The 26156-nt window shown below is 60.8% G+C and carries 20 protein-coding genes, 3 tRNA genes and 10 pseudogenes; 15 read left to right on the forward strand and 18 right to left on the reverse strand.

The genetic code is table 11. The annotated features are described in order from the left end of the window. Positions 1-487: 487 nt before the first annotated feature. Both G6P99_RS11990 and G6P99_RS11995 read right to left on the reverse strand, forming a co-directional pair. Positions 488-1533, reverse strand: a pseudogene (locus G6P99_RS11990) (IS630 family transposase). Between the two features lie 151 nt (positions 1534-1684). After that, positions 1685-2206 (reverse strand): hypothetical protein, encoded by a 522-nt coding sequence (locus G6P99_RS11995; protein WP_165128253.1) that lies wholly within the window; start codon positions 2204-2206, stop codon positions 1685-1687. A 4-nt stretch (positions 2207-2210) separates the two neighbouring features. On the opposite strand from G6P99_RS11995, the gene G6P99_RS12000 reads away from it, so the two are divergent. Both G6P99_RS12000 and G6P99_RS12005 read left to right on the forward strand, forming a co-directional pair. Beyond that, positions 2211-2283 (forward strand) — tRNA-OTHER (locus G6P99_RS12000). A 5-nt stretch (positions 2284-2288) separates the two neighbouring features. After that, positions 2289-2377 (forward strand) — tRNA-Gln (locus G6P99_RS12005). Here G6P99_RS12005 and G6P99_RS12010 read toward each other — a convergent pair. Further along, positions 2356-2619, reverse strand: a complete 264-nt coding sequence (locus G6P99_RS12010; protein WP_165128255.1) for a hypothetical protein — start codon at positions 2617-2619, stop codon at positions 2356-2358. The two genes, G6P99_RS12005 and G6P99_RS12010, sit on opposite strands and share 22 nt — an antisense overlap. Before the next feature lie 80 nt (positions 2620-2699). Between G6P99_RS12010 and G6P99_RS12015 the strand changes: the two genes are divergently transcribed. Then, a tRNA-His gene (locus G6P99_RS12015) sits at positions 2700-2771 on the forward strand. Positions 2772-3073: 302 nt separating this feature from the next. Here G6P99_RS12015 and G6P99_RS12020 read toward each other — a convergent pair. From G6P99_RS12020 to G6P99_RS12030, 3 genes and pseudogenes are all read right to left on the reverse strand, one after another. Beyond that, positions 3074-3475, reverse strand: a pseudogene (locus G6P99_RS12020) (HD domain-containing protein); the annotation flags it as partial. 779 nt (positions 3476-4254) lie between these two features. After that, positions 4255-4473 carry a hypothetical protein gene (locus G6P99_RS12025; protein WP_029084918.1) on the reverse strand — a complete coding sequence of 73 codons (219 nt, stop codon included), beginning with the start codon at positions 4471-4473 and terminating at the stop codon, positions 4255-4257. Then, positions 4470-4835, reverse strand: coding sequence for a hypothetical protein (locus tag G6P99_RS12030; protein ID WP_165128257.1), 366 nt, complete (start codon positions 4833-4835; stop codon positions 4470-4472). The genes G6P99_RS12025 and G6P99_RS12030 overlap by 4 nt, the downstream gene beginning before the upstream one ends. Positions 4836-4857: 22 nt before the next feature. Here G6P99_RS12030 and G6P99_RS12035 point away from each other — a divergent pair, with 22 nt between their 5' ends. Further along, positions 4858-4992: a hypothetical protein gene (locus G6P99_RS12035; RefSeq protein WP_334262000.1), complete on the forward strand. Its 135-nt coding sequence runs from the start codon at positions 4858-4860 to the stop codon at positions 4990-4992. A gap of 419 nt (positions 4993-5411) precedes the next feature. Here G6P99_RS12035 and G6P99_RS12040 read toward each other — a convergent pair whose 3' ends face one another. From G6P99_RS12040 to G6P99_RS12050, 3 genes and pseudogenes are all read right to left on the reverse strand, one after another. Next, positions 5412-5678 (reverse strand): DUF3892 domain-containing protein, encoded by a 267-nt coding sequence (locus tag G6P99_RS12040; protein ID WP_084518808.1) that lies wholly within the window; start codon positions 5676-5678, stop codon positions 5412-5414. A gap of 1223 nt (positions 5679-6901) precedes the next feature. Then, entirely contained in the window at positions 6902-7510 is a 609-nt protein-coding gene (locus tag G6P99_RS12045) for a phasin family protein (protein WP_165128261.1), read from the reverse strand. A 199-nt stretch (positions 7511-7709) separates the two neighbouring features. Beyond that, positions 7710-7916, reverse strand: a pseudogene (locus G6P99_RS12050) (IS256 family transposase); the annotation flags it as partial. Positions 7917-8120: 204 nt separating this feature from the next. Here G6P99_RS12050 and G6P99_RS12055 point away from each other — a divergent pair. The 8 genes and pseudogenes from G6P99_RS12055 (at position 8121) to G6P99_RS12085 (ending at position 14495) form a co-directional block, all read left to right on the forward strand. Continuing rightward, on the forward strand, positions 8121-8309 hold the full coding sequence (locus G6P99_RS12055; RefSeq protein ID WP_224497163.1) for a hypothetical protein: 189 nt from the start codon (positions 8121-8123) through the stop codon (positions 8307-8309). 1560 nt (positions 8310-9869) lie between these two features. Then, positions 9870-11032 (forward strand): annotated as a pseudogene (locus G6P99_RS12060) (IS4 family transposase). A gap of 546 nt (positions 11033-11578) precedes the next feature. Next, positions 11579-12025: pseudogene (locus tag G6P99_RS12065) on the forward strand (MlaE family ABC transporter permease); the annotation flags it as partial. Between the two features lie 2 nt (positions 12026-12027). Continuing rightward, positions 12028-12757: pseudogene (locus tag G6P99_RS12070) on the forward strand (ABC transporter ATP-binding protein). After that, the gene (locus G6P99_RS47600; RefSeq protein ID WP_246709520.1) at positions 12700-13338 is read left to right on the forward strand and encodes an MlaD family protein; all 639 of its coding nucleotides are present in this window, start codon (positions 12700-12702) and stop codon (positions 13336-13338) included. Before G6P99_RS12070 ends, G6P99_RS47600 begins: the two are co-directional and overlap by 58 nt. Before the next feature lie 4 nt (positions 13339-13342). Continuing rightward, positions 13343-13660 (forward strand): hypothetical protein, encoded by a 318-nt coding sequence (locus tag G6P99_RS47605; protein WP_246709521.1) that lies wholly within the window; start codon positions 13343-13345, stop codon positions 13658-13660. Between the two features lie 373 nt (positions 13661-14033). Next, entirely contained in the window at positions 14034-14207 is a 174-nt protein-coding gene (locus tag G6P99_RS12080) for a CBS domain-containing protein (RefSeq protein ID WP_224496638.1), read from the forward strand. 105 nt (positions 14208-14312) lie between these two features. Continuing rightward, positions 14313-14495, forward strand: a complete 183-nt coding sequence (locus tag G6P99_RS12085) for a hypothetical protein (protein ID WP_246709522.1) — start codon at positions 14313-14315, stop codon at positions 14493-14495. A gap of 369 nt (positions 14496-14864) precedes the next feature. Here G6P99_RS12085 and hemN read toward each other — a convergent pair. From hemN to G6P99_RS12130, 9 genes and pseudogenes are all read right to left on the reverse strand, one after another. After that, positions 14865-16212: pseudogene (gene hemN, locus G6P99_RS12090) on the reverse strand (oxygen-independent coproporphyrinogen III oxidase). 141 nt (positions 16213-16353) lie between these two features. Further along, a pseudogene (gene ccmE / locus G6P99_RS12095) lies at positions 16354-16784 on the reverse strand (cytochrome c maturation protein CcmE); the annotation flags it as partial. Between the two features lie 120 nt (positions 16785-16904). Further along, positions 16905-17106: pseudogene (locus G6P99_RS12100) on the reverse strand (formylglycine-generating enzyme family protein); the annotation flags it as partial. 83 nt (positions 17107-17189) lie between these two features. Beyond that, positions 17190-17834 (reverse strand): helix-turn-helix domain-containing protein, encoded by a 645-nt coding sequence (locus G6P99_RS12105; RefSeq protein WP_245284916.1) that lies wholly within the window; start codon positions 17832-17834, stop codon positions 17190-17192. Continuing rightward, the gene (gene istB, locus G6P99_RS12110) at positions 17831-18676 is read right to left on the reverse strand and encodes an IS21-like element helper ATPase IstB (protein ID WP_165128263.1); all 846 of its coding nucleotides are present in this window, start codon (positions 18674-18676) and stop codon (positions 17831-17833) included. The genes G6P99_RS12105 and istB overlap by 4 nt, the downstream gene beginning before the upstream one ends. Next, positions 18676-20171: pseudogene (gene istA / locus G6P99_RS12115) on the reverse strand (IS21 family transposase). The gene istB and the pseudogene istA overlap by 1 nt, the downstream one beginning before the upstream one ends. A 94-nt stretch (positions 20172-20265) precedes the next feature. Further along, positions 20266-21363, reverse strand: coding sequence for an ISAs1 family transposase (locus tag G6P99_RS12120; RefSeq protein WP_165125884.1), 1098 nt, complete (start codon positions 21361-21363; stop codon positions 20266-20268). 355 nt (positions 21364-21718) lie between these two features. Next, the gene (gene fixJ / locus G6P99_RS12125; RefSeq protein WP_029081506.1) at positions 21719-22327 is read right to left on the reverse strand and encodes a response regulator FixJ; all 609 of its coding nucleotides are present in this window, start codon (positions 22325-22327) and stop codon (positions 21719-21721) included. Beyond that, positions 22324-23754 (reverse strand): PAS domain S-box protein, encoded by a 1431-nt coding sequence (locus tag G6P99_RS12130; protein WP_029081505.1) that lies wholly within the window; start codon positions 23752-23754, stop codon positions 22324-22326. Before G6P99_RS12130 ends, fixJ begins: the two co-directional genes overlap by 4 nt. Positions 23755-24711: 957 nt before the next feature. Here G6P99_RS12130 and G6P99_RS12135 point away from each other — a divergent pair. The 3 genes from G6P99_RS12135 (at position 24712) to G6P99_RS12145 (ending at position 26110) form a co-directional block, all read left to right on the forward strand. Next, positions 24712-25461 (forward strand): CBS domain-containing protein, encoded by a 750-nt coding sequence (locus G6P99_RS12135; RefSeq protein ID WP_029081504.1) that lies wholly within the window; start codon positions 24712-24714, stop codon positions 25459-25461. Next, positions 25458-25667, forward strand: coding sequence for a hypothetical protein (locus G6P99_RS12140; RefSeq protein ID WP_035976934.1), 210 nt, complete (start codon positions 25458-25460; stop codon positions 25665-25667). Before G6P99_RS12135 ends, G6P99_RS12140 begins: the two co-directional genes overlap by 4 nt. Before the next feature lie 215 nt (positions 25668-25882). After that, positions 25883-26110, forward strand: a complete 228-nt coding sequence (locus tag G6P99_RS12145) for a hypothetical protein (RefSeq protein ID WP_165128265.1) — start codon at positions 25883-25885, stop codon at positions 26108-26110. The last annotated feature ends 46 nt before the right edge of the window (positions 26111-26156 follow it).

The raw sequence follows: 26156 nt of genomic DNA on the forward strand, positions 1-26156 counted from the left end.
TCCTTGATCCGGCGCAGGCCTGACGCCAGCAACCCGCAAAGGGGTCGGCTTACGCGGAAGCGTGCCGCCGCTTTGTCTTCGCCTGCGCGGTGATTGCGGCCCACGCCCGGACACGTCGGGCGCCTGTCGCGCGGGGATGAGCCCCGCCTCAGAACAGATGGCGATAGCTTCACCACCTGGCAGACAGTTTTCGCGGTCGTCGGCGCCATCGCCGTCAGCATATCGCCTTCGTCCGCTTAACCAGTATAGCCGCACCTAGAGCAGCCAAAGAGCGCTTGGCGAGGGGCTGACATCGGCACGTCCATTGGGATGCACCCGGAGCGGGCATTTAGAATGCCCGCCCTTATCATCGAACCTGGGCTCCGATCGACCAGCGCCGAGGCGCGGCCCGTCATCGTCGGGTGAGCGGGTTAGGGCGCTATCGCCGATCGAACCTCTGAGACGTGCCGTCTTCGGCTCAGAGGCCGATTAAGTTGATGATTGCCAGCTAGTGTCCTGAACCAGAAGTTCGCGACATCGGGTCGTGTTTTGCCGGGGCATTGTACCGGCAGAAGCGTTCGATGGAAGCAAGGATGTCATCGGCGGACTTAGATCGGAACGGTTTTGGATCGGCGTTGTGTCGGTCGATGAACGAAGTGATGTCAGCCCTGAGAGCGGCGATGCTGCGATAGATGCCGCGCCTGATCTTCTTATCGGTGAGGAGCGCGAAGAAGCGCTCGACCTGGTTGAGCCATGACGAACTGGTCGGGGTCAGGTGCACGTGCCAACGCGGCCGTTTAGCCAGCCATTTTCGGATCAAGGGGGTCTTGTGCGTGGCGTAATTGTCCATGACGAGATGGACGTCCAGTTCACGCGGCACGGCAGCTTCGATCTCGTCGAGGAACTTGCGGAACTCGGTGGTGCGGTGGCGTCCATGCACTTGCCAATGACCCGTCCGCTAGCAATGTCGAGGGCGGCGAACAGCGATGTGGTGCCGTGCCTCGTGTAGTCATGGCTTCTTCGGGCCGGCTGGCCGGGACGCATCGGCAGCATCGGCTGACTGCAGTCCAGCGCCTGGATTTGGGACTTCTCATCCACACATAGAACGATGGCGTGCTCCGGTGGCGAGACGTAGAGGCCCACAACGTCGCGCACTTTGGGCACGAAGTTTGGATCGGTCGAGAGCTTGAACGTCTCCATTCGGTGCGGCTGGAGCCCGAAGGCCCGCCAGATGCGTTGCACCGTCGACACTGATAGGCCGCTGGCCTTCGTCATGTCGCGAGAACTCCAATGGGTGGCGTTCTCAGGGCAACTCTCCAACGTCCTCACGATCACGGCTTCGATGCGGGCATCGTCAACCGTACGTGGCGCCCCGGAGCGCGGCTCGTCATGCAGCCCGTCCACGCGCCGCTCCACAAAACGCCGCCGCCACTTGCCTACCGTCGATCGGTCCAGGCCCAGCTTGGCCGCGACTTCCTTGTTCTGACCGCCCTCCGCGCAGGTCAGCACGATCCGGGCTCTCAGAGCCAGCGCCTGCGCTGTCTTCCGCCGCATCGTCAGCGACTTCAGTTCGGCACGCTCTTCATCGCTCAATGTCAGGGCGCAAGTTGCTGGACCGCCATCAGATCCTCCGTCGCTGCTGCAGCCTCCGTCCTTGGCACGGCGACGCGAATCTACTGCGAATCTACGATTGCGAACTTGTGACTCAGGACACTAGCAGCTTCTCATCCTTTATTCGTTCGGCCATGCACTTTTCGACCGCAATTCGCGTGGCAATGAACAAGACGAATTTATTCTCGATGTTCATGCTCGAGGAGCCGTCATAGGGTTCGAATCCGGCAGCCCGCGCCATCCTATGCAAAACCGTCTGGATCCGCGAAGCGCATCGCCAACTCCACAAATTCATCCTTGTCAAACGACAACTGATCGGCGCTCGCGGCATCACAAGTGTGCACTGCGCCGCGGCATGGAAAGCGGCCTCATTGACAAGCTGATGATCCCTTCCATGTAGCCGTTGCTGCAGACCCTTCATATCTTGTTGGCTCGTCAAGCGGGCTAGCGCCTGCAGACGGTATGTCGCTGCGAGAATGTGGTTTACGGAGTATTTGCCGTGCAGACCCGCCACAATCGCTTCAACAGGGCTCATTTGTCCGCGCCGTTCGATAAAAGCTCGATTGGCCTCGATGAGCAACTCACCGGTTACGGTCTCGATCTCGTTCTGAAACATCCTCGTTCCCTTCGTCTACCGGCAGGATATCACCTTTCAAGGTGAGGAAACGGGTTCAACTCCCGTAGGGAGCGCCATCAATTCGGGGGTGACCGAGCCTGGTCAGGGTACCCGCCTTTGAAGCGGTGGTCGGCTGACGCCGCGCGCGTTCAAATCGCGCCCCCCGGGCCATCATAGACGCCGATTGAGAAGATACCTGAACCGTCGATGCTCTGTCCATCCAACCCGAATCTCTCCATGACAGTTGCGGCCACAGCTCGCAGTTCTTCTGCTGGCGACCGACGGCCGGCGGGAAGTTCGATTGTCACGCCCGGGTAACGCTTGAAGAACATCTCCTGATCTTGGCACCAGTCAGCATACCGCCTGCGGACAGCTTCCCTCAGATTCTCCGCGTGCCGTTCGATCGCATCCATTTCGCAGGGCCTCTCGGGTAGGGTCTCGGTCTCATAAGCCGGGATAGGGCGGTTCGAAGCCGCTGCCTGCGACCACTCTTCCTGACTTCGTTCAATGGTAGGACGCTCGGTCGTGGACCGGGAGACGCGGTGTTTGATTCACCCAGTCTGAAGGCCTCCGAGTATTCCTGGAGCAGCCGCAATCCGTCGTTGGGCGACTTCGACCGGCAGAACCACGACTCGTGACGCTCTTCGACGCCTTCGAACTCGTTCAACGACGAGTAGGGGTTTTTGGTCTGGGCGCTCCACGCGACCACGGTGTGGAGCCACATCAGGTTGTTCCTTTACGCTTGTGGTCCCATGCGTCGGCTTCTGGTGCCGGAGGGATTGTCGCGTTGTTCAAGATATCCCGCTCGGCCTGCGTCACAGGGGTTGGTTTCACCGGAAGCTGCGCCTCGGCCGCGCACAACGATGCCTACGCCTGCTGCCGGAGCGGCGCCGGCGCCTTCGTCAGGATCTCCAGGGTGGCGCGTTTTTCCGGCAGATAGGTCTTCGCAAAGCCTAGGTTGTGCTTCGATATCGTCGACGTGTTGCTGATCAGATCCGCGCACTTGATGCCCTGGGTCTCAGGTCCGGCGAGCTCGAGTCGAAGCCGGTCGGCGCGCTTCCGCCGCTCACGGTTCATGCCCGGTGTTGGTGGGGTATCGGTCAGGTCGAGCACCATCAAGGCGACGGCGGAGCCGAACTTCGCGCAGACCTCAGGTAGAATGGCGTCGGTGTCCTCGACGGTGTCATGCAGCCAAGCTGCCGCGATCGCGGTCTCCGAAAGGCCGGCGCGTTCCACGATGCCGGCGACTTCCTCGAGGTGAACGAAATGCGGTTCGCCGGTATAGTTCTGTTTCTGCTGCGCGTGCTTCTCCCGCGCGGATGCGCGGGCCTTTTAGATCAAGTTCATTTTCCCTGCGATGCCCGTGCAGCCAGATATTCGCGGGCCCAAGACCTGGACGCTTCGTCGCCAGGCAACTCTCCCATGTCAATCATACGGTTTCGCCAGCCGTGCCAATGAGCGGCCGCGGTTCGCGATGGTGCCGACCGGCGGGAACTTCATCTGAGGCCGCCGCACGATTGCGCAACCGCATGGAGCGCTTTCGTGCGTTCTCCGCGGCGCGGGTGGCGTGGCCTGAAACCGGCCGCAAGCATCCGCACGCGGAAGGTGCGGGGCGTTGGCGGAAGGATGGCCCTGAGTAGGAGCGCCTCACCATCATGGCGTCGTTCCCGGAACGATCCAGACGCAATCCGACGGCCCAATTTGATCAGGCTCGAATCGGAACACATCGCGTGGCACGTAAACCGTGCCACGCCAATAGTATTGAACCATGCACGGCCATCGCTCCCGCGGTGTGAGCTCGAGGATCAGCGTCGGTACGGCGACGGCGCGCGCAACGCGTCGGCGATTGCCTTTGGGTCGATATCGCGCAGCGACGTGATGTCCTTCATGGCGCGCCTCGCTCATGGCACGTCACCGACGTCCACACAATCACTACGGCGAATGCCGGCGGAATGATCAACCAGACCAGCGTGTAGAAAAGCCAATTCGGCAGCGGTTTAGTGGTGGGGCGATGCAAGAAATATCCCGGCGTGACGTTGATGCCGCGTTTAGTCGTGGTCCTGGTCCCCCTTCATCTCGAAAATGGTCGTGAAGGCGTACCCGACAGCGCCGCCCAATGCCGGAATGCCAACCGTCAGGACCACGATGACGATGAGCACAGCGCCGACGGTCGCCAAGATGCCAGCTGGCTGCAACCACGTCTTGGCGAGGCAGAATGCGGCGATGACTAGAAGGGCGACGCCGGCCCAGAGGAGCGGATTGTTCATGTGCCCGGCTCCTGCATGAGTTCTTCGCAGATCCACGCCATCGCGGCTATCACGCTGCGGAAGTTCATCTCACAAGGCTGAGGCCGGTTCGGATTCCAGCGCTCGTCGCAGACAACGACATTCCCGGGCGCGCCGCGGATGCTGAATGCCCGTTCGCGATCGCCGTCGTTGGCGCTGGTAGACCCTTCGGGATGCGCGGCTTGCCATGCCGACGCGTAGCCGGGGCACTGCTTCGCGTCGATGTCCCAATGGCCGGGGTTGCGGTAACCGATCGAGAATCCGAGCGGGAAGAACGGCTGGGCTTGGTCGAAGAAGTGCTTCTCCGCCGTCTGCTGCCGCGCCCGCGTCTCGGCGCCGTTCATTTTCTCCTCAAGCGTGAGCGTCATGTCGAACCTTTCTGTTGGCGATGGCCTTGAAGAGCGCGATCGCGATCCGACCGCGTTCCGTGATTTCGAAGCGAAGGCGTTTGCGGCCGCACTGCGCCACGGCGCCGGCGATCAGGAGCGGCCGGATCAGTGACGAGCCGAGCTCGGCCGATGTCCGCGAATTGCCGTTGGGGTAAAGGCCGGAGTCGCGGCCGATCTCGAGCGCCGTCACCTCGCGGTCGGCGGCCAGGAGCCCGGCCAGTACCGCGGCCTCCCGCGGGTTCAGCGTCTGTCCGGCCGCCTCACCGCCCCAACTCCTCCGGCGACCGGCCGACCCCGGACCCGGATCCAGTCCCGGCGCAGCGCCGCGACCGGCTGGACGAACGGGTGGCGCTCAAGCCGGGGCGATCCTCGCAGAGCGAAAACGCATCAAGCGCGACAGCATCGCAAACCGCCGCTTGCAGCATCAACTGCAGGCTGCTCAAACTCTACCCCCTGATGAGCCAGAGCCTCCCTTCTCGAAACGCGTGATCAGTTTCAAATCATCTGACGACGGACAATACGACATGCCGGTCACGAGCAATCCGGAAGACTCAGAAGATTGTCGGGAAGAAAATGATTACTCTCGGTCTTTAGGTACTCGCGACCATCGTGTTTTTTGACGATCACCTTGACTGTCTTGCCCTGCTCAGTAGCATCGTAAGCGCTTTTGTCGTGTTTGACGTTTGCAATGGCTGTTTCTTCCGAATCTCGCCATGCTGAACCACCGACTGCTTGAATACGCCGATGGCGGTCTTGATGGTTAGGCAGCTTGGTAATGCAGGTGATACGGCGCGTCATGGCTCACTCCTATTTCGTGAGCCAAGGCTTTGACCGTTAGCAGAACGGACTCATTATCCGGTTGCTTGGAAACGTTCAGAGCCCCGCCTCACGGGTTGAAAATTTGAATAAGTGGTCAGTGCGGGCGGGTTGCATTCACCCGGGCTTCCTCAGCTCGTATCTGCATCGTTGATTATGCCAGCGCGGATACACCAACTGGCCAGCCTTGCCGCACGACGTGCGTCATTATTGTCCAGACCAGCAGGACGGCGCTTAGACCGCAATGCCAATACAGATGCGAGCTGCGGTTGAATAGGAACGGAAGGGTGGTTGTCTGAACATGCGACTTCTTCTCTTGTCCCTTGACGCGAGCGGCGTACCCCTAATTCCATCGCGCGAGTTCTTTCTTTAGGCGTGCAAGCTTGGCGAACCGGTTCCGGATCGCGGCCTCACACTGCGCTTTAGCTCTCTCACGATTTCTCTCGTAGCTCGCCCGGCTTCCCCAGTTCGGCGTCGGCGCTTTGCGTGCAGGCTCGCGAACTCTTACGCGACAAGGTCTCGTCTGAGAATGCTGACCCGTTTGTTCAGTGCTCGGCGCAACGCATTGCGCTCACATGTCGTCATCCTGCCAGCAGACCGCTCGGACACACAATCCATCATGACCCGTTGAATCTGGACTAGTGTCATACTTTCGATCTGGGCAATGCGTTTCTTAACTTCGGCGCGCAAGTTGGCAGTCTTTCAGACATCGTCAGATCCTGATGCTCCACGGAGTCCAGCCCGAAAGGCTACCGACGTTTGACGGTACAGCATCAACATTGGATCGGGCTCCTACCTACTCTGGGGGGCGACCGGATCAAGTCAGAGGGACAGGCAAGAGCTCTATCGCGCCGAGCAGGATGAAACCGACGCGACGGCTTACGCCATTCAAGGCTGCCGACCTCCAAGAGATAAATCGAAAGCACGACCTTCTGTTAGCCCGGCATTCAGGGCGCCGCATCCCACGCGGCCCACGACGGAACGATCATGACAAGTCGCTCTAATGAGCGTTGGTGCGTAACGGAGAATCCAAGGGGCGCTGCCAATTCAGAGACTGGCATTAACTCGACATTGCGTTTACAGCGGTAGCCTTGGTTTTCTCAAAAGTCTCACTCCCAAGGCGGCAAGAGTAACCGACAAGCAGCGCTCGTTTTCCAGCCGAACCTGTATGCCCATTAGGCGGAGTGCCGGACTTCTTCCATACTTCACTTGATCTGCTTTCCGGTTTCGTCGGCCACTTTGAGCGACAGGTCGGCGATCCGACGGCTACCTTCCAGAGCAATTTCCACAGACTTCCGCACAATATCACTTTGTGCGGCTACAAATTCCTGAGGGGTCCGGCAGGTCCACAGCTCGCTGATGTAGTCCATGTTCTTCCCGACTTGATGCCGAACCATCTGGCTGTACTCTTGAGAAATTCCATTCATCACTTTGGCAGCAGCATTACTGGTGTGAAGGATCTTTTGCACGTTGCGCGCCGACCGTTCCGTTGCGTCTTTTGCCTGTTGCACCCCTTCTCCTGAGACCCCGAGCGTGCGACCAAGTTGCTCGGTAGAGCGTCCCACGGCTAAGGTCGTCGCTTCCAGGCCGATCCGCCATGCGTTCTGCACCGTCTCAACGTTCTGCTTAAGAAAGTTGGAAGTTGATCGGGCCGTTTCTTCTCCGGCTTGAGCGGCACCTTGCCCGACATGCGCAGTCTGATCAGCTGCAGCTTGTCCGGTACGGCTGGTCTGCTCGGCAGCCCGCTCGCCGGCACGGCGAGCTGCATCATCTGTCCCTGGTGTAGACTTGTCGTCCTGGCGTAAGTTTGCCATGCTTGTTCTCCATTTTCTGCGAGTTCCTGACTTGCGTAGCACCGTCAATTGCACTTTTCAGGTCCTTCTGGCCTTATGTTCAGGACAGGTTTCTTCCAAAACGGCTCTACTTACTTAGCTGAGAACTGAGAACAGCGAACCTACTAATTCTAGCACACAGTGATTATGGCTTTGGAAGTGGGCGGATAGACGCGGCCCTGACCCCGGTCGCGGCCACCAGCACGAGATCGTCGCCGGGATGCAACCCGTCGATTTGGACCACCAGAAGGTCGAGCGCGGACAGATCCGCAGCCATGAAGTCCCAGCATCAGTTCATCGCCCAGCGACCGAGCCGTTCCTCATGCGCGGCCGTTTCCCAGCTCGGGATCGTGACCTCGCGGCCCTTCGCCCCTGACCCGCGGGGGCGCGCGCGAGAAGTTGCCGAAGATCGAGGCTCTTTTCGCGGGTGCCGAAAGGGCCGGAGAGCGGGCTCGCGGCGGAAGCGGCGCTGAAACGTGTGAAGGAGCGTTTTGACGCAACTTGGTCGGCAAGATCCCTCAAATTGAGATGCGGTTCTTAATGCCGGATCAATGGTCGCGCCATCTGTTTCTCCTTGTGCCGGCGTTATGGCATGAAGCCCTATCGCTATTATCGACAGCGGCGCAACACGGTCATGGTTCGCGCACGCAACCGGATCCTCGATCAAGTTCTGTGGCCGGAGTTCTCCGAGCTTGACCAGGCCCTGCAGGCCTATCTTCATCAAGTGACGTTGCGCGTGATCCGCGATGAGGTCTTTGCCGACGCGAGTGAGGCGCAGTAGATTCCGGAGGCGCTACCACCGAACTGATGGATGCGGTTAGGGCGGAAGGCTTGCTTTGCTTTTATCCAAGCCCGCGATTCGTCGATCGTCGCCATCAGCCGAGCTGAGGCCGTTCAAGCTTTGAAGTTCCACTGCATGAGCTGGTCGATGACGACATTGCCGATGCAATAGGCGTCTCAAGATTAATACTGAATTGTAAGGCACCAAAAGTTAGTTGCGTTTCGATTTTGACTCGCGCGTTCAGCGCATCCTGTCAAGATGTTGGCTGGAGATAGTCCTCGCCGCGAAAGCCGGCCGTACGCCTCACCGATGAGAAGCAGTATTTTGTCTCTGAATCTTCGGTCTATCGGCTGTTGACGGCGAAGCGCGCAGGCACATGCACCATGCTGTCTTGGCCCTCTTTATTCCCAGGATGCTCCCCTTGTTTTGGGGCTTGAGAAGGCCCTCATCAAGGGCGGGGCCGCCGAAGGCACCGCCAAGGACTATGTACGTACTCTTCTCAGCTTTGGCCACTGGCTCTTCGCAAATAACAAAAAGGCCATTTTTGCTCGGCTTGACGACGAAGAGCCACTGACTGAAGATGCGCGCGAGTTCATCGGAAAGGGTAATCCCTGGAAACTTCTTACGGCAATAGTTCATCTCCGAACCTCGCAGTCGACGGGCGGAGTCGTTCCGATCGCAGGCCGCGCTGAGCTAAATCCTCATCCCCAGGACGCGGCACTCATCAAAGAGTACAAAAACGAAGTAGCGGCAGATACCGGCACGAGGGATGCAACTGCTCTTCGCAGTTTCAGTGACTACCTGCATGAAAACAACAAGAAGGGCATTGCTGGTCGGCTTTCAGGCAAGGCGTTGGATGGAGATGTCAAGAGCTATAAGAAGGACGCCGGTGGTAACCGGGGGATCGGTGCCGCACTGGCTCATCTCCGGAAATCGTCGGCCGGCGCTAAGGCGATGGAACTCGAGCGCCATATTGATCCCGAAGACGCGGCCCTGAAGGAGTCGAGGCAGGTCGGCGACGCCGCTGCGCAGCACAGTGCGACCCAGAAAGCTGGCGGTTGGCCAGAGGAGTTGCTTCCAGCGGAAGGCCATGATCAGGATTTGCTTTTGGGGCTGATGGACGAACCCGGCCCGTCGTCCTCGGCGCCGCAACCGGCTCAGTCAACTGGGATTGCGATACGGCACGACAAGCGGCGTCTTCATTCCGAGGATGCTCCCATTATTTTGGGGCTTGAGAAGGCCCTCATCAAGGGCGGGTTCACCAAACCCGTCGCCAAGCAGTACGTAAGTTCTCCTCTTAGCTTTAGCCGTTGGCTTTTCGCAAAAGAAAAACTGAGCATTCTTGCTCGGTTCGACAATAAGTCGCTGGCCGATGGCGGTGAGGTGCTCGAGTTCACCGGACAGGGTAATCCAAAGAGACTCCTTCAGGCAATCGACCATCTCCGGACCTTCCGGTCGACGCAGGGCTGTCCGGGGAATGATTCACTATGTCGCGGTGCATGCTCGGCAAGACCGAGGCAAATCGGCCTTTTCTGGTTGTCGAGACACAGAAGGCCGAGCATGCGATTCCGCGATAGCATTTTTGGAAGGCTGCTTGAACCGATCAATCGACGGCAGTTTCAGACGGCTGTGGATCGTCTGGACGGGGATGCCTACGACAAATCGTTCAGGAGTTGGGATCACCTGGTGGCGCTGATCTATGCGCAGCTGAGCAGTCACGACAGCCTGCGCGCCGTGGTGGCCGGCTTCAACGCCAATCCTCAGCACCACTATCATCTGGGCACCGGCAGGTTGTCCCGCTCGACGCTATCGGATGCCAATGCCCGCCGCCCGTCCGGCGTTTTTGCGCAAACCTTTGCCAGACTATCAGCGATGGCAAGCCGGCAGTTGCGGAGCGAAGGCCAGGAGATGGTGCGCCTGATCGACGCCAGTCCGATCCCGCTGGGCAAGCTCTGCACCTGGGCGGCGTGGAACGGCCGCATCCGTGGCATGAAGCTGCATATGGTCTACGATCCCAAGGGCGATGTCCCGGACTGCGTCGAGGTGACGGATGCGAACGTCAATGACATCGAGATCGGTCGCCATGTCCCTATCCAGGTGGGCACAACCTACGTGTTCGATAAGGGATATTGCCGCTTCGACTGGTGGCAGAAGATCAATGACAGCAAGGCTTTTTTCGTCACCCGGGCGAAGACAAGCATGCGTCTCCGCAAGATCAAGCGACGCACTAATCGCAAGCGCAAGGGCGATGGCTTCAAGGTCATCGCCGATGACGAGGTGAAGCTCACCAGCAAAGGCGACTCGCGACTGCCGATACCACTGCGGCGCATCAAGGTCAGGCGGGAGAACGGCGGCGTGATCACGCTTCTCACCAACGATATGACGCGAACGGCCGTCGAGATCGCCGCCCTCTACAAGAGCCGGTGGCAGATCGAACTGCTATTCCGCTGGATCAAGCAGCATCTCGATATCCGCAAGTTTCTCGGCACCAACGACAATGCGATCCGCCTGCAAGTGCTTGCAGGATGATTGCCTACCTGCTGCTACGCATCGCTGCGCGGGCCAACTGCATCAAAATGCTTCCCCTCAGGCTGGCCGAACTTGTCGGCCAGTTCCTGTTCACCCGCCGATCCCTTGCCACTATCGACAAGCCTCCGCCCAGCAACCCCAGCCCCAGCAAACCCACAGCCTCCGCCAACCAGATGGAGTTCTGCTATGGCTGAGCTTTCCCGGACAGCCCTGCGGTCGACGGGCGGAGTGCCGATCTCACGACGCGCTAAGCTGAATCCTCACCCCCAGAACGTGGCCCCATCAATCCCGAAGACGCGGTACTGATGGATCCGAGGCGCGTCGACGCCGCCGCTGCGCAGCACAGCGCGTCGCAGGAAACTGGCAGTCGGCCAGAGGAGCTTCCCGCGGAAGGCCGCGATCAGGATTTGCTTTTGGGACTGATGGACGAACCCGGCCCGTCGTCATCTCTCGAGCCAGCCGCGCGCCACGACCAGGCACCGGATCCCGGAGAGCCCGACCGCCAGCACTCCTCGGACAAGTTGAGGGGTGCACTTGCGAGGAGCAACTTCCTGCCAAGCGAGGAGGTCCTCATCAACGATGAGCATGACACAGCTGAGTTGAGGCCAGCGAAGAGGCCGAGGACTCTAGACAATCTGCACGGCCTTCCAGCGAGCGGCAGCTGAGCGAGATCGCCAATTCAGGCGGTCGCCTGCTGACGTCGGTGGCCCCCACCCATCAACAGGGTGCATCGCCAGTGATCGGGCAGCGCCTATACGGCTGAGATCGGCGCGATGAAGATGCGTGAGGAGATTGATGCCCTCAGCACCATGGCGCTCGATCCGGTTGCGGTCCTGATCCTGCCGCGGATCCTGGCGCTCGTGGTGGCGCTGCCGATCCTTGCCTTTCTCGGATCGCTCGCGGCGCTGTATGGTGGCGGTCTCATCGCTTGGCTCTATGGCGGGATGAGTCCCGCGATTTTCATTGCGCGCCTCCACGAGGCGGTTTCCGTCACGCATTTCGAGGTCGGCATCATCAAGGCGCCGTTCATGGCGCTCGTGATCGGCGCGGCTGTGGAGGGGCTGAGCGTCAAGGGCAGCGCGGAGTCGCTGGGACAGCAGACGACGGCGTCGGTCGTGAAATCGATCTTTCTTGTAATCGTGCTCGACGGGCTGTTCGCGGTCTTTTTTGCTTCGATCGGGATGTAGTCATGGCTGGCTCCACGGCGATCCATATCCGAAATCTGGTGGTTGGCTTCGGCAACAAAACGATCCTCAACCATCTCAATCTTGACGTGAAGGACGGGGAGATACTTGGCCTTGTTGGCGCATCGGGAGGCGGCAAATCGGTGCTGATGCGGGCCTTGTCGGCCTGTTGCCGAAACGCGGCGGGCAGATCGACTTTGAGCGAGAAAAGTGAGCGCCGCTGGGGTATCCTGTTTCAACAGGAAGCCCTCTTCTTGGCCTTGACGGCGCGACAGAATGTCCAGTTTCCGCTACGCGAAAATGCACACCTGTCGCCACGGCTCCTTGATGAGATCGCGGATGCCAAGCTCGAGATGGTGGGCCTCACACGGGCGGACGGGGACTTTTCCTTCCGAACTTTCGGGTGGAATGACGAAGCGGGTGGCTCTCGCACGGGCGCTTGCGTTGGATCCCGCTCTCTTGTTTCTGGACGAGCCAACCTCCGGCCTCGATCCAATAGCAGCGGGCGAATTCGACGCCTTGATTCGGACGCTACACCGGACGCTTCGCTTCACCGTGTTCATGGTGACGCACGACTTGAACAGCTTGCAAGCGATCTGCGACCGGGTTGCCGCGCTCGCTGACGGGCGGATTGTAACTGTCGGCCCGCTGTCTTCCGTGCTCGGATCCGACCATCCTTGGGTCAAGGCTTACTTTCACGGAGCTCGAGCGCAGACGGTCGGCTTCGGCTCCTAGGCAGTAGAGATAGATATGGAAATTCGCGCGCCCTACATCGTTATCGGTGCATTCGTATTGTCGGCAATCGTCGCCGTATTCGGCTTCGTCTACTGGCTGAACAACGTTGGCGGCATTGGCAAGCGGGAGTCCTATCAGCTCGTCTTTACGGATCCGGTGCCCGGGCCCTGGTTGGCGCAGGCGTTCTCTTCAACGGTATCCGCGTTGGCGAGGTCACAGACCTTGAGCTGGTTCCAGAACGCCCGCGCGAGGTTCCCGCCAAGATCGCGGTCGCCGAGCGCACGCCGGTGCATAGCGACACGCGTGTCGGTCTTGATTTCCAGGGAATAACCGGCGTTCCGGTGATCGCGCTGGAAGGTGGTGATGATCCCGAGGCGCCGCCGGCGCGCGAACCACTGGTGGCCGAAAAGGGCGCGGGGCGGAGCATGACGCAGGCTGCCCGCGATGCGCTACGCCGGGTGGATACCGTTCTGTCCGAGAATGCCGTACCGCTGCACAGCACCATCGACAATCTCAGCACATTCGCCGAAGGACTAGCGCGCAACACGCCGAAACTCGACAGTATCGTGGCGGGACTTTGAGCGGATGACCGGCGGAGCGCCTGCGCCGCGCAAAGTGGTGTACGACCTTCGCGCGGCGGACAGCTTTGGAGCGCAACGCCATACGAACCTGCCCGTACCGCTGATCGTAGCGGAGCCGACCGCGATCACCCGACTGCAAACTCAGCGCTTTCTGTTCACGCCGGATGAGGAAACTCAAGGGTTCGAGGGGGCGCAGTGGAGCGATAGTCTGCCGGCGTTGGTGCAGGCGCGGGTGCTGCAGAGCTTCGAGAACTATGACATCGCACATGCGCCCCTGCGCGCCGACACTGCTGTAGCTGTAGAGGGGCATCGCGCCTTCTGATCGACTTGCGTCGCTTCGAGATCGCGCTTGGGCCTCAGCCGAAGGCGATTATCGTACTATCAGCCAAGATCGTGGATCCGGACGGTCACCTCAAGGCGGCGCAACTCTTCGAGGAAGCCCGAACGATCGACACCCTTGCGCCCGCTAACGCCGCGACGCCAGCCGGATGGTCGGTCCGGATAAGTATCAGCAAGGTTCCGAACCTGGCCCCTTCCTCGGCCAGCGAAGAAGCGCAATCGGACGGCCAGCGCACCTCTCGGGTACTTGATCCGGATCGGTTTTGGCGCCGCGCCGCGATTGACATGTGTCAGGCGCGAACAGACGGCCGGTGCAAAGCTACGAGCGTAACCACCAAGCCCAACGGAGGCTAGCCATGTTTGCGATGGACGTAATGCGCACCTCGTTCGCGACGATTAAGCCAGAAGCACACTTGCTTGATGCCGCGCGGCTGTTGCTAGAGACCGGTCAGCGAGGTTTACCGGTGCTCGACGGGACCGGATCTTTGGCCGGCGTAATCTCGGAAGGCGACTTCCTTCATCGGCGATAACTCGGTGTGCACTGCCCCGAAGGGTTTTGGCTCGAATGGCTGCTCAGCAGAGAGGAAGGAAAGCTCGTTCGCGAGCGGACACGAGCCCTCCGCGTTGATGCCGTTATGAGCCGTAAACCCGTCTGGGTGGAGGAGTGTGCAACGGTTGATGAGATTGTTGCTGAAATGGACAGTCGTCAGATTTCGCAGGTGCTGGTGCTTCGTGACGCGCGGGTTGACGGTATCGTGGGCCGCTTGCAGCTACTTGTGGCGCTCGAGCGAAGCCTGGCCGGAGTTCCGGCCGAATAAGCCTTGTTGGCCCAGGCGAGCTGCAATCGGATCATCGTGTTGGGAAAAAGAAGCCCGGCGGATCGGGCGGGCTGTATCGAGACAACCGCAAGGAGGATGGGGCGCTCGCCTTAGTGACAGGTATTCAGCCCGACCCGGTCCGTCGAAGTTTGAGCTAGCGCAAAAGGATTCAACAAAAGTCGGGGCGGTGGTTGGACAGGATTCCGAATGTGCTCGATGCATGGGCCGCACAACGGCTGGACGAACGCGATCGCGATCAGCAGATCCCCGGCTGTCGAGTGTCGGCTTCGGCTGGCCGGCACGTCGCGGATCGAAGCGGTAAGAACACTCCGTCGAAGGGACGCTCTGAGGTCATAATCAGCCTGGACGCTAGGCAGCGCGCCTATGGGTCGCGCTGGATCGAGCCAGATAGGCGTCGAAGGCGGAAGCCAACCTACGGACCAGGAATTCGGCTCCGTCGCTCACGGAGATCCGATCGTCCTTCATGGTCACGGCACCATCCGCGATGAGACTGAGAAAGCGCGCCCGGTCGACGACGGCAGTCCCCGGTCCCGATTATGCGACCTAGCGATTCTGGACAAGTCCACGGTCATGTCGCACATGAGCCGCTCGATGATGTCGGCGCGGAAGCGGTCGTCTTCCGTGAAGGCGTAGCCCTTGATGGTTGCAAGCCGATCGTCGGCGACGCGTTCGAGATAGTCGCGGGTCGCGACCGCGTTTTGCACGAACCCTTTGCGGCATGATGGAGCTTGCTCCGATTCCGATCAGCGTGTCCGCAACATCGTCGGTATAGCCCTGGAAGTTTCTTCGTAGCCGCCCCTCCCGTCGTGCGATGGCGAGACTATCGTCGGGGAGGGCGAAGTGATCAAAGCCGATCCGCACGTAGCCGGCATCGACGAGTGCATCCGCGATCGCTTCGGACTGAAGGTGACGCTCGATGCTGTCGGGCAGGGCTTCCTCGCCGATCTTGCGCTGGTGCTTCCTGAACGAGGGAATATGCGCGTAGCCGAACACCGAGAACCGGTCGGGGCTCAGCTCGATGCACTTGGCGACGGTGTCCAGGCACGAGTCCATCGTCTGAAGCGGCCAGCCGTACAGCAAGTCGAAGTTCAGATTCCCGATTCCTGCGCGTCGCAGCAATTCGACGCACCTGGTAGTCTGATCGAAGCTCTGGAGGCGATTGATCGCGCACTGGACCGCCGGATCGAAGCTTTGAACGCCGAGGCTCACGCGGTTGACGCCGCTGAAACCCAGAGCTTCCGACATGGGCTCGGTCAAAGTCCGCGGGGCGATCTCCACGGCGATCTCGGCGTCGGGCAGCACGAAGTAGGAATAGCGCAGCGCGCCGACGAGGTCGGCGAAAGTGTCCGGCGTCATGATCGCCGGTGTGCCGCCACCGAAGTGGATGTGTGAGATCGGTTGCCGATGACCGATGGTATCCGCGACCAGGTGCGCTTCGGTACGCAGACCCGACGCGTACACGGCGATAGGATCGTCGCGTTTGCTGATCGAGGTGTGGCAACCACAGTACCAGCACGTGGATCGACAGAATGGCACATGTAGGTAGATCGAGGCGGGTCGCCGGGGCGTTATCGACTTCAACCATCGACGGTAGTCAACCTCGCGGATCGTCGGATTGAAGTGCGGAGCCGTGGGATAGCTGGTGTCAGCGGGGGAGCCGGTCCGGTCCGTATCGTCTTGCGAGATCTGAGTGCATTGTCTGCCTTTCCTCTGGGCGGACATTGCAGGAAGTCGCGTTCGCAAACGTTGCGTCAGGTCAACTTCGAGCAAGCTAGAAACGTTTGAAGACGACAAGGATCGTGTCCACGCTTGCGTCCTCCCCGCGGTTTCACCGGTTATCGGCTTTCCAATGGCCCTGCTTCTTCAAGACATTAGCGACCTCCCTGGGCATGTAGGTTTCGTCGTGCTTCGCCAGAACTGGGTCGGCGCGGAACATGCTCGATGCGTCGAGCGCGCCCTCCGCGACAACGCCCTGTCCCTCCCTGAACAGGTCCGGCAAGATGCCTCTGTAGCTGACCGGGACGCTGGCTCCTCCGTCGGCGATGCTGATCGTGGCCGTCAGACCGCCCTGCGCGCCGGCGAGCCCGGCTGGACCACATCCGCCGAGCCGGAAGCGCTTGCCCGCTCCGATGTGGCGCTCGGCTGCCATCGTGGGTGTAGTGAAGAACACGATGGAATCACGGAGCCCGCTGAGAACCAGTCCCGCCGCGAAGCCGAGGACTGCGAGGGAACTACCGATCATCACAGGCGCCGTTGTTTACGTGTCATGTCTTTCCGCGCTCGTGGTTACGCTGTGCGCTCGTTGGTTACGCCAACACCTATTTCGATGGCCTGGATCACGCCGACACTTTGCGCCAGCTCAAACCGAAGACGCGCCGTCCGGATCGTCTACGTCCGACGCACCAGCTTTGCGGCCTTCCGGACTGCGTTGGCCAAGATGGTGCCGGGGCGTTCAACGACCAGCCAGAAGCCCAGATTGGTCGGCGGAACGCCGGCCGCGCAGCCGCCCGACTTCGGATCCCGAATGAAGTCGGTCATGTGGGCGCGATGCGCGCCTTCGAACGACGCGGACGCCGCAATTGGTGTTCGTGAACTGCTCGCGGCCCCCATTTTGGTGGGGTGTCGCGCGGCCGGCTTTCGTGGTTGCTTTGGTCGCGATGGCCGCTCGCGCTCCTACGCCGTAGCCAGACGATTCAGCGTCGCATGATTGTGCAGCTCGACACGACGCGAGGTCGGCAGCGAAATCGCGCCGCTCTGCTCGAGTTGGGTGAAGGTCCGCGACACGGTCTCGATCGTCAGACCAAGGTAGTCGGCGATGTCTTGCCGTGACATCGACAGTTCGACGACGTTATTCTTCGCGACGCGGCGTTGCATGTCGAGCAGGAAGCCGACGACCCGCTCTTGAGCAGTGCTGATCAGGAGACCCAGATGCTCCTGGAAACGGCGCAACTCGCGCGCGGTTGCATTCCAGAGCTGGCGCGCTAGCTCCTTTTCTTGGGTGGCACGGGCCATCAGCGCGCTGCGCTTCACTGCCACGAGGCGGGTCTCACAGACCGCCTCGGCGGAAGATATGTGGGTTTCATCGGCCTCGAGACCAAAAATGTCTCCGGACAGGTAGAAGGCGCCGATCTGGCGGCGTCCGTCTTCCAGGATCCTGTAGGTCCGCACCGCGCCGGAGATCACCTGATAGAGATACTCCGCGTCCTCGTCCTCGCCGTAGATCTCGGTGCTGCGGGCAAACCGCATCGAGGTACCCAGCGCGCTGAACGGGCCGGTCGCGGGAGCTGCTGCTGAAATGGCTCTGACCGGATGTGTCAATCGGCCTCCAAATTTGACCCCTCATCGGCTTCCAATTTTGACCCCTTCGCGCGGCGGGGTTTGATGGTAGCGCTCGTCTCGTCGGAGCTGGCCGGGATTGCGGAGACGAGACGAGTGCGGGTGGCGTGATCGTCGTCGCGGCTCTTGAATCGCCAGCTGTCATTGCCGGTCTCGACGATGTCGCAGTGATGGGTCAACCGGTCGAGCAGCGCAGTGGTCATCTTGGCGTCGCCGAACACGCTGGGCCATTCGCCAAAGGCGAGATTGGTGGTGACGATGACGGAGGCGCGCTCGTAGAGCCGGCTGACGAGATGGAACAGAAGCTGGCCGCCGGACTGGGCAAAGGGCAAATATCCGAGTTCGTCCAGGACGATGAAGTCCATCCGGGTCAGATGCTCGGCAAGCCGGCCCTGACGTCCGTTGCGGGTCTCGCTCTCGAGACGGTTGACGAGGTCGACCACGTTGTAGAAGCGGCCACGGGCACCGGATCGGATGCAGCTCCTGGCGATGGCGATGGCCAGATGGGTCTTGCCGGTACCCGTTCCGCCGACCAGCACGACGTTGCGCTGCTGGGCGATGAAGCCGCCGCCGGCGAGATCATTGACCAGCGTCTGGTTGATTGGCGTGCCGTCGAACTGGAAGTCGGCGATGTCCTTGGCAAGCGGCAGCTTGGCAATGGTGAGTTGGTACTTGATCGATCGGGCCTGCTTCTCATTGATCTCGGCGGTGAGCAGGTCGCCAACGATGCGCCGAGGTTCGTGCTGGCGCTTGACCGCAGTCGCCATGATCTCGTCGAAGGCGGCCTTCATGCCCATGAGATCGAAGATTTGGGTTCGTTCCATCAGATGGTCCTCCGGAGGTTATCGTAACGGGCACAGTCGGCGATCGGCGCATGGCGGAGCGTCAGTGCGGCCGGCGTCATGATGTTGGCCGGTGGAGCGGGTTCACGTTGCCGGGCCAGGATGTTGAGAACGACATCGGCGGAATGGACGCCGTGACCGAGCGCTTCGGCACAGGCGGCTTCCACCGCCGGCAAACCGTCAGCACCGCGTTGAGGATGTCGACCATCTGCCGATTGCCATCGTCGATGCCGGCAAGCCGCCGCCGGATCCGCTCGATCGCGGCCGGCAGCACCCAGTCCTTGAAGGGAGCGCCATTGCGCAAGGCGCCGGGTTTGCGAGCCAGCACCGGCACATAGTGCCAGGGATCGTAGGTCGTCTCGCCGCGTCCGAAGGATCGTGGATGCTCCGCAACGACCCTTCCATCCTGACGGATCACGATGCGGTCGGCATAGGCCTGGACCTCGACCGGGCGCCCGACTGCGCTGGCTACAACCGAGTATCTGTTGTTGTCGAAGCGCACCAGACAGGTCTTCGAGACGGACGCTGGCACCGCATGGAAGCCGTCGAACCGACCGGCATAGGGAACGAGCTTGGGACGCTCGGCTTCGAACACGTCCCAGATCGTCTGCTCGGCCAGCTCCAGGTGACGATGCGCCTTGGCGTAGGCGATGCACTTGTCCAGCAGCCAGGCGTTTAACTCGTCCAGGTTCTTGAACCGCAGCCGCGGCGTGAAGAAGCGCTCCCGGACCAGCCCGACCTGGTTCTCGACCTGGCCCTTCTCCCAGCCCGAGGCTGGCGTACAAGCCACCGGGTCGACCAGATAGTGGCTGCACATCTGCAGGAAGCGGCGATTGTAGCGACGGTCCTTGCCGACAAAGATCGTCTCCACCGCGGTCTTCATGTTGTCGTAGATGCCGCGGCTGCAGGTGCCCTTGAACAGGGCGAACGCCCGGTCGTGGGCGTCGAACACCATCTCCTGCGTCTCCCGCGGATAGGCCCGCACGAACAGCATGCGGCTGTGACAGAGCCGGACATGGGCGGCCTTCACCATCACTGTGGTGCCGCTCAGCAAGACCACCTCGTGGCTCCAGTCGAACTGGTAGGCTTCGCCTGGTGCAAAACTCAGCGGGACATAAGCCGCCGCGGTCGATTGCCCGCGTTCTTTGCTCCACCGCCTGGCGTAACGCCGCACCGTATCGTAACCGCCGTCATAGCCGCGGCCGCGCAGCTCCTCGAAGATCCGGATCAGCGTCAGCTGTTCACGAGCCGGTTTGGCCGCGTTCGCCGCCAGTAGCCCGTCAAGCTCTACTGCCCATCGTCCCAGCTTTGGCCGCGGCTGCACTTGCCGCTCGTACTCGAAGGAGGTCTCTCCCGACCTCAGCACCTTCCGGACCGTGTTCCGCGACACCTTCAGGTCACGGGCGATCTCCTTGATCGTCTTGCCCTTGATGAAGTGCTCGCGCCGAATCCGCGCAATCGTCTCCACGATCAGCATCCCCGACCACCTGCTTCATTCCAAAGCAGGCAGCGCAACAGACCAATCTGTAGGGGGTCAATTTTGGACGCCGATCCCCCGGCTTAGGGCAGGGCTATCGCATATGGCTGAGAACCTGCATGAGGAAGGCCTCGTCCCAGCCTGCGCGTCTGATCTTGAGGTTGATGGACTTGCGATCGGGGTGGGCTCGCAGGATGTTGAGGGCAAGGCGTCGGAGAATGGCGAGATTCTCCGGTGCGTGGTCCTTGCGGGAGCGGTTGCGATCCTCGGCAAAATGGACGTCGAGCACCCAATGCAGCCGGTTCTCAACGGCCCAGTGACTGCGGGTGACGTCAAGCAGCCGCTTGGCAGAGATATATCTGGACAGCAGATAGTAACGTACGACCGGCGGATCGGCGCGCTGGTCACGCAGGCGCCGGCGCGAGGTGACGCGGCCCACGGCCGCCACGCCGGGGAAGCGTTCAGCCAGGGTCGTGTTGCGCATGACGGTCGCACGTCGCGCCTCGCTGCGATCATGGGCCGGGCGGTCGGTCTGCTGGACGGTGCTGCGCTGCCCCGATCGCGCAAACTGCTGCGTCACCGCCTTGAACAAGAGGCCACGGTTCGCCTTGATCGTCAGAACATAATGTCCGCCCCGATCAAGCACCGCTGCAGCAAATCCGCGGTGGCAATGCAGGGCATCGGCGGTCACAGTGCAGTCTTCAAGGGAGAGAAGATCCAGCACCTCCAAGGCGCCCGCCGTCTCGTTGCGCCCCGGCGCTTTTTGTTGCGCCAGAGCCATGCGTGCTTCGACTGCGAAGACGTTGACCAGATGCAGTGGCGTTGCCCGTCCGCCGCGTTCATAGGCACGCCGCAGAGCTTTGCCATCGACCGCAATCACGCCGGTAAGCTTGAGCCCATTGGCCTTGGCAAACGCCGCCATGAAGCGGCGGAAGGCGAACTCAAAGGCCTGCGGCTTGAGCAGACGGAACACCCGACTGAACGTATCGTGGCTGGGGATGCCGTGCTCCAGCTTCAGGAAGAGGCGCAACAAGCCTTCCTTGGACTGTCCAAACTCCTCCATCTCCCCGCAGCTGCCGGCTCCGCACAGAACCGCCGCCAGCGCGATGAACAGAACTTCCAGCAGTTCGTGGCTCGCATTGCCTGCGCGCGGGTCCGGCAAGCGCCCAAACGCCCTTCTGAACTTCCGCATCCGACTCCCTCCAGAATCCGGGAGTCGTCTTCAGAATCCTTCTTGCCTTCCAACGCAATAGCTAGCCAAAACCCATATGCGATTCCCCTGCGGCTTAGGGGGGCAATTAAAGGGCCGAATGACAATCGGGACAGGCGTGACGTGGACGATCTCCAGGCTCAGCTCTGGGAACGAGCACGAAGCATCATCATGGTTGCCGCAGAGATCGTACTGTCTGTTGGGCTGATAACACTGCTGCTTGCCCGGGCGGCTCATGGCTCGAAGTTGCTTGCCCATCTTCTGCCTCACCGCGTGAGCTTGGCACGTCTTTATCTCCGTGGACAAACAACCTTGAACGATCGCTTTCTTGGGACGTCTAGAGCCCAGCGGCGATCGCTATCCGCATCAGTTCCGACATGCTGCGCACATTGGTCTTGGCCATCAGGTTAGCCCGGTAAACCTCGACTGTTCGCGGGCTGATGCCAAGGTCGTGGGCGATCACCTTGTTGATCTTGCCCGCCACGAGCCCCCGCAGGACGTCGCGCTCGCGCGGCGAGAGGTCCACCAGGCGAGCTTCGGCGTCGCGCTTGACCGTTCCGTCGGCCGGAGCTGCCGACTGTGCTCGCAGGGCTTCGCCGATCGCACGCAACAGAGCTTCGTCCACAAACGGCTTCTCGATGAAGTCAACTGCGCCGGCCTTCATCGCCTCGACGGCGAGTGCGACGTCACCATGGCCGGTCATCAGAATGACGGGGCATGCCGCTGCGTCAGCCTTGAGTTTGCGGACGAGCTCGAGGCCGCTCATGCCGGGCATGCGTATGTCGGATACGATGCAGTCGACCGTGCTATTGGCGAAATGATCGAGAAATTCGGTTGCCGTCTCATAGGTTGTGACGGCAAAGCCGTTGACATCGAGCAGGAAGGCCAGTGAGTCCCGCATCGCCGGATCGTCGTCGATGACAAGAATTGTACGCCGCGTCGTCATGCTTCTTCTCCGTCCTCCGCGAACGGGAGGATGAACTGAAAAACCGTGCCGCCTCCAGAGTTTGGCATCACATCCATGCGCCCACCATGGGATTCGATGATGGTCCGGCAGATCGAGAGGCCGACGCCCATGCCATGCTCCTTTGTCGTGATAAAGGGCTGAAACAGGCGGTCGGCGATGTCAGGGCTGATGCCTGGACCGGTATCGGCGATGGTGAACGTCGCAACACCGTTAGTCTTGGTGACGCCGACGGTCAATTCGCGGCGCTGGCTGGAGGCCATCGCCTCGATCGCATTACGAACCAGGTTGAGCACGACCTGTTGAATCTGGATCTTGTCGACGATGATCGAGGGCATGTCCCGGTCGCTGCGGATCGCCACCCGGACGCCCTGCTCCTTGGCGCCGAGCAGCGCGAGCGCGACGGCCTCTTCGAGCAGGGTGGCGGGGCTCTCCAGGGAGTGTTGCGTTTCGCCCTTGGCAACAAATTCACGCAGGCGCTTGATGATGTCGCCGGCCCGCAACGCTTGTTGCGCGGCCCGCTCGAGTGCGTCGCGAATTCGCGTAGTGTCCGGTGCCTCCGACGCCAGCAGCGCTCTTGCGCCGCGCATGTAGTTTGTGATGGCTGATAGTGGCTGATTGATTTCATGAGCGATCGAGGACGCCATTTCGCCCATTGCGGTCAACCGAGACACGTGTACCAGCTCGGACTGCAGCTCCTGAAGCCGTCGCTCCTGAGCGCGACGCTCGGTGAGATCCCGGATAAAGCCCGTAAAGAAGCGCTCGCCGCGGACCTTGGCCTCGCCGACGGCAAGCTCCATCGGAAAGGTTGAACCGTCACTCCGCTCTCCGACCACGATCCGGCCGATCCCGATGATACGCCGTTCGCCGGTCGTAAGGTAACGGTCGAGGTACCAATCGTGCTCGCCGCGATACGGCTGGGGCATCAGGCTCGAAACGTTCTTTCCGACGACCTCGTCGGTTTTTCGGGCAAACAGGCGCTCGGCGGCCGCGCTGAAGGAGCGAATGATGCCATGATCATCGATCACGATCATGGCGTCAGGGACCGTGTCCAGGATGGATTGCAGATGGGCTTGGCGATTTCGCGCCTGATCGCTTTCCCTAAGTAGCCGGTCGCCCATGAAGCCAAGGATGGGGCCGAGGACCGCAAAACATGCAAGATCGATCAGATTCGCAGGTTCGGTGACCAGACTTTTGCCGAGGAATTTAGCGCTGACGGCGAGGCAGAGTAGGGTAGTGAGAATCGCCGGACCACGGCCGCCGGCGAAGGCGGCGAACAGCACCGCCGGAACGTATATGATCGTGAAGGTCCGGTCTTCGAAATAGTTATCGAGTCCCGCGCGCACCGCGAAAACGAGCGCGGTCGCTGCCGCGGCAGTGCCATAGCGGTACCAGATGCGGTCGGACATATTCCCCCAGGCAATGCCCTCAGACCGTGAGATATTACACCGTTCGGACGCCTGAAGCCACTGGCTGCTCTATCCAGGGCAGGGCTCGCGACCTGGCAGGTTTCTGAGTTGCCTCGTCGGCACCGCCCGTCTGCCGAGCAAATAAGTTCAGCTCGATGGTGCCCAACGAACGCGCGGTCTCGATCGCGTACGTCGCGTCTTCTGCGCTTCGCGCAGCTCTGGATGGCGTCGGCAATGGAACGGGAATCGCTAAGATCTGTCATGTTCAACATCCTTCGTTGAGGGAAGTTGCTATTTCCCCATGTCGGCGCGGGCGTGTTGATATGTGTCAACCGGACCGCTACTGGCCTCCTCCGGAGCACGATCTGCTCAAGCCGGCCTGGGACCGATGACTTTCCCTGTCCTCAGGTTGAAGAAATGGATGCCGTCGCACGCGGCGCAGGAGATTGAGTGCAGATCGTCAGCCGCTGGCTCGGACGTGTCGTCGGGAAGCAGGCCTTGAACCCGATCGCCGGTAGTTGGACACGAAAAGATAATGGGGCGCCAAGCCCTTCTGTCTGCCATTTGCACGATCCTGACGGACGGACAATCTGAAGCGGCGGCACTCGCTCCGCATTGATGAAGGTCAAATTTCGGACAGGCGGGTTAGGATAGGTGAGAGCGCTCTAGAACGGCCGCCGGGACGAAGCGTTTGGAGCGTCTTTGACCTGGCCAGCTGCTCTTGCGGGGGGGCGCCTTGCCTGGAAGGTCATCCGGGCAAAAGTCACGATAATGATCGCGAGTACTCCGATTGAAGCAAGCAGGTTCTGCAGCATGATCTTCTTCTCCTGACAACGTGACATGTATGTCCGATCAAGTCGCTACGCCTTGATCCCCGTCAAACGAGGCCGTTGAGGGAGATCAACACAGACAAGCCGATTTGATGCGAACGTGTCTGGCGAGAAAGGGAAACTGGCAATGCGCGCACATCAGATCATGGCAAGACATGTCATCACCGTCGGAACCGAGACGTCCATTATGGACGCCGCCAAACTGATGATGGATCACCATGTCAGCGGCCTCCCGGTGGTCGATGCGGCCGGACGATTGGTTGGCATCCTGTCGGAAGGTGACTTTCTGCGGCGGAGCGAGATCGGGACGCAACGCCGGCGCGCCCGCTGGCTTCAGTTCCTTCTCGGCTCCGGCCATGCGGCCACGGACTTTGCCCATGAACGCGGGCGTAAGGTCGGAGAGATCATGTCCTATGATCCGGTCACCGTCACGGAAGAAACGCCTCTGCCGGATTTAGTCGAGCTCATGGAGAAGAAGGGAGTCAAGCGGCTGCCGGTGATGCGCGACGGGCGTCTCGTCGGCATCGTCACACGCGCCGATCTGCTACGGGCAGTTGCGTCTATCGCTCACCAGATTCCGGACCCCACGGCGGATGACAAGCATATCCACGACCGCATCGTGCGGGCGCTCGTCGCCGCAAACTGGTGTCCGCTTGGTCTGCAGGTTTCGGTGCGCAATGGCGTGGTGCACCTCCGAGGGATCATCATGGACGAGCAGGCGAGGCAAGCGGCTATCGTTGCCGTGGAAAATACCTCCGGCGTCAGGGAATTGCACGATCATCTGTGCTATGTCGACACCTATTCCGGCTTCTACATCCAATCCGCGGAAGACGAACGAGCGGCTGCCGCCAAAATTGCGCAGGAGACGGCAGGGTGATCGCTCGCCTCGCAATCCTGCTGATCCCGTTGATCGTGACCGCTGTGGTCAGCGCAGATGTCCTGGGATTCGCGGCAACGCTGCTTACGATCTGCGCGATCGTTGGCTTCGCGATCGCCGCCTCCGGATGGACCGTCAGCAGCAAGACGACGTCAATACCGGCAGTCCGGCCGTCATCCTCAGACTGGAAATCTCACCACGAATAGTACCTCGTCCGATCGCAGTTGCGGATCATGCGAGCCGCACGTCGCGAAAAGCGTGCCGCTCGTGGTCCTCGTGGTCGCTCAAAGCTCTGCTCGGTTTCTATATCCTCCGCAATACGACGGCTGCACCTCAGAGCATTCAATTGCGACAGATCAATACGGGCCTCTTGCATCAATGGCAACGTGGACATCAAGGAATCAACCCACGTGAGGGTGCTATGCCATCATTTGACGTTCGTTTCATCAAGACCGTTTGCGACGACACCGGCCATGAACATCGCGCCTGTCAGGCCGCATTCAAGGTCGATGCCGCTTCGCTGTCCGTGGCCGCACAGCTCGCGCAAGCCGACTTCTGCAGACAGAAGGGCATTCGCGATTGGACGATCTTTGCCGATTCGATGGAGCTTCGAATGCCGTCGTCTTTGCCGTCCGCATGGGGTAGCTAGTGGCCTTGAGTGGCGATCACATTTGATCGCCGCGACATTGCGCATT

This window comes from Bradyrhizobium sp. 6(2017) (genome assembly GCF_011058295.2).
Lineage (GTDB): Bacteria > Pseudomonadota > Alphaproteobacteria > Rhizobiales > Xanthobacteraceae > Bradyrhizobium > Bradyrhizobium septentrionale.

What these genes read in the sequence shown, in the direction of transcription:
- G6P99_RS11995 (WP_165128253.1), bottom strand. Translation starts at nt 2,206, where the DNA reads ATGTTTCAGAACGAGATCGAGACCGTAACCGGTGAGTTGCTCATCGAG.
- G6P99_RS12010 (WP_165128255.1), bottom strand. Translation starts at nt 2,619, where the DNA reads ATGGATGCGATCGAACGGCACGCGGAGAATCTGAGGGAAGCTGTCCGC.
- G6P99_RS12025 (WP_029084918.1), bottom strand. Translation starts at nt 4,473, where the DNA reads ATGAACAATCCGCTCCTCTGGGCCGGCGTCGCCCTTCTAGTCATCGCC.
- G6P99_RS12030 (WP_165128257.1), bottom strand. Translation starts at nt 4,835, where the DNA reads ATGAACGGCGCCGAGACGCGGGCGCGGCAGCAGACGGCGGAGAAGCAC.
- G6P99_RS12035 (WP_334262000.1), top strand. Translation starts at nt 4,858, where the DNA reads ATGTCGAACCTTTCTGTTGGCGATGGCCTTGAAGAGCGCGATCGCGAT.
- G6P99_RS12040 (WP_084518808.1), bottom strand. Translation starts at nt 5,678, where the DNA reads ATGACGCGCCGTATCACCTGCATTACCAAGCTGCCTAACCATCAAGAC.
- G6P99_RS12045 (WP_165128261.1), bottom strand. Translation starts at nt 7,510, where the DNA reads ATGGCAAACTTACGCCAGGACGACAAGTCTACACCAGGGACAGATGAT.
- G6P99_RS12055 (WP_224497163.1), top strand. Translation starts at nt 8,121, where the DNA reads ATGAAGCCCTATCGCTATTATCGACAGCGGCGCAACACGGTCATGGTT.
- G6P99_RS47605 (WP_246709521.1), top strand. Translation starts at nt 13,343, where the DNA reads ATGACCGGCGGAGCGCCTGCGCCGCGCAAAGTGGTGTACGACCTTCGC.
- G6P99_RS12080 (WP_224496638.1), top strand. Translation starts at nt 14,034, where the DNA reads ATGTTTGCGATGGACGTAATGCGCACCTCGTTCGCGACGATTAAGCCA.
- G6P99_RS12085 (WP_246709522.1), top strand. Translation starts at nt 14,313, where the DNA reads ATGAGCCGTAAACCCGTCTGGGTGGAGGAGTGTGCAACGGTTGATGAG.
- istB (WP_165128263.1), bottom strand. Translation starts at nt 18,676, where the DNA reads ATGGAACGAACCCAAATCTTCGATCTCATGGGCATGAAGGCCGCCTTC.
- G6P99_RS12120 (WP_165125884.1), bottom strand. Translation starts at nt 21,363, where the DNA reads ATGCGGAAGTTCAGAAGGGCGTTTGGGCGCTTGCCGGACCCGCGCGCA.
- fixJ (WP_029081506.1), bottom strand. Translation starts at nt 22,327, where the DNA reads ATGACGACGCGGCGTACAATTCTTGTCATCGACGACGATCCGGCGATG.
- G6P99_RS12130 (WP_029081505.1), bottom strand. Translation starts at nt 23,754, where the DNA reads ATGTCCGACCGCATCTGGTACCGCTATGGCACTGCCGCGGCAGCGACC.
- G6P99_RS12135 (WP_029081504.1), top strand. Translation starts at nt 24,712, where the DNA reads ATGCGCGCACATCAGATCATGGCAAGACATGTCATCACCGTCGGAACC.
- G6P99_RS12145 (WP_165128265.1), top strand. Translation starts at nt 25,883, where the DNA reads ATGCCATCATTTGACGTTCGTTTCATCAAGACCGTTTGCGACGACACC.